3 protein-coding genes are annotated in these 4,358 nt (G+C 51.6%); all 3 read left to right on the top strand.

Features of this window, described 5'->3' with window-relative positions; translation table 11 throughout:
- Window positions 1-317: 317 nt before the first annotated feature.
- Complete coding sequence (locus L691_RS0116655; RefSeq protein WP_025691570.1) at window positions 318-2,006, top strand: methyl-accepting chemotaxis protein; 1,689 nt, start codon at window positions 318-320, stop codon at window positions 2,004-2,006.
- 127 nt (window positions 2,007-2,133) lie between these two features.
- Window positions 2,134-3,273 (top strand): extracellular solute-binding protein, encoded by a 1,140-nt coding sequence (locus tag L691_RS0116650; protein WP_232229208.1) that lies wholly within the window; start codon window positions 2,134-2,136, stop codon window positions 3,271-3,273.
- 215 nt (window positions 3,274-3,488) lie between these two features.
- On the top strand, window positions 3,489-4,358 hold an 870-nt coding region (locus L691_RS29185; protein ID WP_036737275.1), incomplete at its 3' end, for a MutS N-terminal domain-containing protein.

The following is a 4,358-nucleotide window of genomic DNA, read 5'->3' as shown; positions in this document are numbered from 1 at the left end:
TGCGCCACATCGACGCTGGCCGAAGCTGGGACGAAACCCGCAATGTCCGCAGGTTATGGTGCGGAGAACAAGCGCCCTGAACCGGCGCTTTTTTACCATGCAGGCCAAATGCAGCGAGTCTGACTTTGCCGAGTGCTCTGACTACGAGTCCCTATAATGCCATTTTTTTTGGTGGCGTTTACATCATGGAGCGGTGTAAATTTGTTTTGCCATTCAGACGATATAGACCTTATGGACCTTGACATACCGGAATATAAGCAGGTATTTCGATCATGGCCTGGTCATAATTACATCTCGCTATGAACGGAGTGGTTTTGTTGATCTTCAGCCTTCGAACCAAACTGTTGCTCAGCTTTTTCTCGATTATTGCCCTGTTTCTGGTTACAGTTGGTGTAACTACTGTAATGAATCAGCGTGTTACCGGGTTGACCAACAACATTTTCGCCTCCCAGCAGCGTATGGAGGTGACCCAAAGATTGAATTTGTTCGCCAGAATGGCGAACGATAACGGCGCGCACTACATGCTGGCCCCCAGCAATTTCAAAGCGGACTACAAATCCCGTTTCGAAGAAACCGTGAAGTTTCTTGAGGAGGAGACCGTACACCTGAAGAACATCACGAAAGACGCGGAAAGCCTTAGGCAAATCGAAACCTTTCAGTCCAAATGGACTGAGAATAAAAATTACAAACTGAAGCTGATGGCCCGGTTGGAGCAAGGGGATGCCTTGCAGGCACAGGAACTGTATGCCAAAGACTCTTTTGATTCCGTAGCGTTTGCTTTGCTCTCTCTCCTTAAGACCGAGCAGGCCCGGATTGAAGGTTATACAGACGATATTCACAGCATGAACGCTCAAGTGAAATTAGTGAACTACATCCTCGTAGGGATGGCTATTGTTCTGTCTGCCGGTATCGCCTTCCTGCTGTCCAATTATTTGGTCTCGCGAATCAAGCGGCTTAAACAGTCGGCCGGAGCGGTTGGACAGGGCGATCTGCAGGTGGAGGAGCTTAATTTTAAAGGAAAAGATGAGCTGACAGAGCTGGCAGGCGCTTTCAACACGATGACTCAATCGCTGCGTTCGGTTATCGGCAGTGCAAGCCAGGTCTCGACGCAGGTCGCTGCTGCCTCCGCCCAGCTTCAGGCCAGCGCAGAACAAACGGGAGAGGCGACGGAGCATATTGCTTCCATTATGGAAGAAATAACAGCCGGTACGGAGAATCAAACCTCACATGTCGAAACAAACCTTGATATTATCACTGAGCTGTCGGAGGCGGTACAGCGGATTGCGGCGAATGGAGATGCCGTTCTCGGAAACGTCACGAATACGTCGGCGACAGCGTTTCAAGGCAAAGACGATCTTGCCAATGCGATCGGGCAGGTTCGCGTCATTGAAGCAAGCGCCGAAAAGCTCTCGCATATTATCTTCGGCCTAGAGCAGCAGGCCGTCCAAATCGGCAGCGCAACGAAGCTGATTATGGACATCTCCAAACAGACGAATCTGCTTGCGCTCAATGCGGCGATTGAGGCGTCAAGAGCCGGGGAACAAGGACGGGGCTTCGCTGTCGTAGCGGATGAAGTCAGAAAGCTGGCCGAACAGAGCCGCTTGTCTGCTGAACAAATCCGCTCGCTTATTGAAGGCATCCAGCAGGAAACCGGTACAGCCGCAGCAGAAATGGAGCAGGGCGCCCTGGAGGTGCAGAAGGGAATCCAGCTCATCGAAGTGGCAGGCGAATCCTTTGAAGGCATTTTGCACAAGATTCAGCAGGTAGAGCTTGACATCCAGGAAGTAACCGAGTCCACATTCAATATTATGGCGGATACCCAAAAAGTCGTTTCAGGCATTTCGGTCATATCCGAAATCGCCAAAGAACACTCGGCAGGCACCCAGAGCGTTGCGGCCGCCACGGAGCAGCAGCTGGCTTCCATGGAAGAAATCACTTCTTCCTCCAGCACCCTAACCGCGCTCGCAGATGATATGAAGGAACTGATCGGCAAGTTTCGTTTATAACTTGGACCCGAGGGGTGAGTACATAGTGAAAAAAATTCCTGTCTTGATAATCCTCAGTTTTGCTATTACAGTTCTGTTCTCTGCTTGCTCCAGCCAATCTCAGAAGGAACCGGTTACCTTGACTTTAATGAATGACTCCCTGGAGCAAGAAGCCGAATTTATTAAGACGCAAATCGAGGGCTTTGAGCAAGCGCACCCGAATATTAAGGTGAACCTCATTGATGTGAATCCTAATGCGGCCCTGAATGTATTCAAAAACGCCCTGCTGGGCGATCAACCGCTCGATGCCATGCGTACGGATTATCTCTGGGTACCTGAATTTGTGAATCTGGATTTATTGTATCCGCTCAATGATATGATTTCGGAGTCCGATCGGAAGGATTTTAATCCGGTAATCCTGCGTTCGGTCCAGTACAACGGCAAAATCTATGGGCTGCCATCCGTCATGGATGCTCCAGCGCTCCTTTACAACAAGCGGATTTTGCAGGAAAACGGCTTCTCCGCTCCTCCGCAAACGATGGATGAACTTCTGGAGATGGCCCGAAAAGTAACAAATAAAGACCATTACGGGATCTATCTTATGGACGCGTCTTATTTTTCCCTGCCCTACATTTGGGCCTTCGGCGGAGGAACCATAACGGATGACCGGAAAATTGAGATTGCTTCGCAGGGTACCATCGAGGGTCTGAAATTTATGCTGAAGCTGAAGCAGGAGCACGCGACCCAGCCTTACTCCGACTTTAAGGACGCCTATAACAAAATGAACTTGGACTTCAAGGAAGGGCGTTCAGCCATGCTGATCAATGGTCCTTGGGCGCTCTCTGAGCTTCTCGCCGGCAGCGAATTCAAGAATGCGGACAATCTTGGAATCACGGTTATTCCAAAGGGGCCCAAGGGACACGCCTCTCCTACAGGCGGCCACGGCTTCGCTATCTCCAAATACAGCAAGCATCCCAAGGAAACCTATGAGCTGATTTCCTATCTTACCAGTACCAAAGTGCAGATTAGGCAAGCCAAAGAAGTTAAGACACTTCCAACCAGAACGAGCGCTTATCAGGATGCCGCCTTGGCCGTAGACCCCATTTTTCAAGGGTTCAAAAAGCAGTTCGACGCTGCCAAATCCCGCCCGCTGATTCCGGAGAGCTCCACCATGTTCTATGACTTCACTTCGAATCTAAAGGAGATTCTTCTTGGAACCCAATCCGCCGAAGAGGGAGCCCGCAAAATAGAAGCTTCCTGGAAAGACCTGCTGAAGCTTGACCAGTAACGATTATCATGGTTATATGGCAATTAATGAAGCCGGCTTGTGCTTGTTGGCAAGGCCGGCTTCTTGCGCTCTTTGGCCTGTGATATCTCTCTGGAGCATAACTTCCTTAAGGCTGGAGCCGTTGCTCTCCGTTCATCCCGTCTGTCGTGCTTAAGCCAGCCGGAACGGTTTCTGGTATAATAGAGGATAAGCATGATAAGGCCTGGAGGTTTAAGATGGCAAAATATACACCGATGATCGAGCAGTATTTGAAGGTAAAGGAAGGGGCAAAGGATGCCTTCCTTTTTTTCCGGCTGGGCGATTTTTACGAAATGTTTTTTGACGATGCCCTGCTGGCTTCCAAGGAACTGGATATTACACTGACCGGCCGGGAAGGCGGGGGCGATGAGCGCATTCCGATGTGCGGGGTTCCCTACCATTCCGCAGAGGGCTATATTCAGCGTCTTATTGAAAAAGGATACAAAGTCGCGATTTGCGAGCAGCTTGACGACCCCGCGACAACCAAGGGAATGGTCCGCCGGGATATTGTGCGGGTTGTCACTCCCGGTACCGTTATGGAAGGCAAAGTGCTCGCCGATAAGAGCAACAATTATTTAGTCTGCGTCACCGAGCTCGCCGGAATGACGGCGCTGGCCGCCTGCGATCTAACGACAGGAGAGCTGTATGTAACCTCTTCGCCTGCGGGGGCGGACACGCTGCGCGGTGAGATCGGCCTGTATGAGCCGGCGGAAATGATCGGGGACGGGACGCTGCTGGACAGTGTCCGGGCGGGTACGATTCTGGGAGACAAGCCGGTTGTCTATACACCCTGGGAGAAGAAGAACGAAGAGCTGGCGCGGAGCCAGTTCGGTGAAGCGGCCTGGGTGCGGCTGGAGCCTGAGCGGGCGGAGTGCCTGGCGCTGCTGATTTCTTATCTCAGCGAGACGCAGCGGCGATCCTTGGGGCAGCTAAGCCAGATTTCCTCCTATGAACCGGGGAATTATATGATTCTGGACCCCTTCACGCGGCGTAATCTGGAGCTGACCGAGACCGTGCGGGAACGCTCCAAGAAAGGCTCTCTGCTCTGGTTGCTCGACCGTACAGAG

Origin of the sequence: Paenibacillus zanthoxyli JH29, from assembly GCF_000520715.1 — a bacterium.
Taxonomy (GTDB): domain Bacteria; phylum Bacillota; class Bacilli; order Paenibacillales; family Paenibacillaceae; genus Paenibacillus_AQ; species Paenibacillus_AQ zanthoxyli.
The sequence above is the reverse complement of the archived record's forward strand: the minus strand, read 5'-3'. Positions and strand labels throughout refer to the sequence as shown.

What these genes read in the sequence shown, in the direction of transcription:
- L691_RS0116650 (WP_232229208.1), top strand. Translation starts at nt 2,134, where the DNA reads ATGAATGACTCCCTGGAGCAAGAAGCCGAATTTATTAAGACGCAAATC.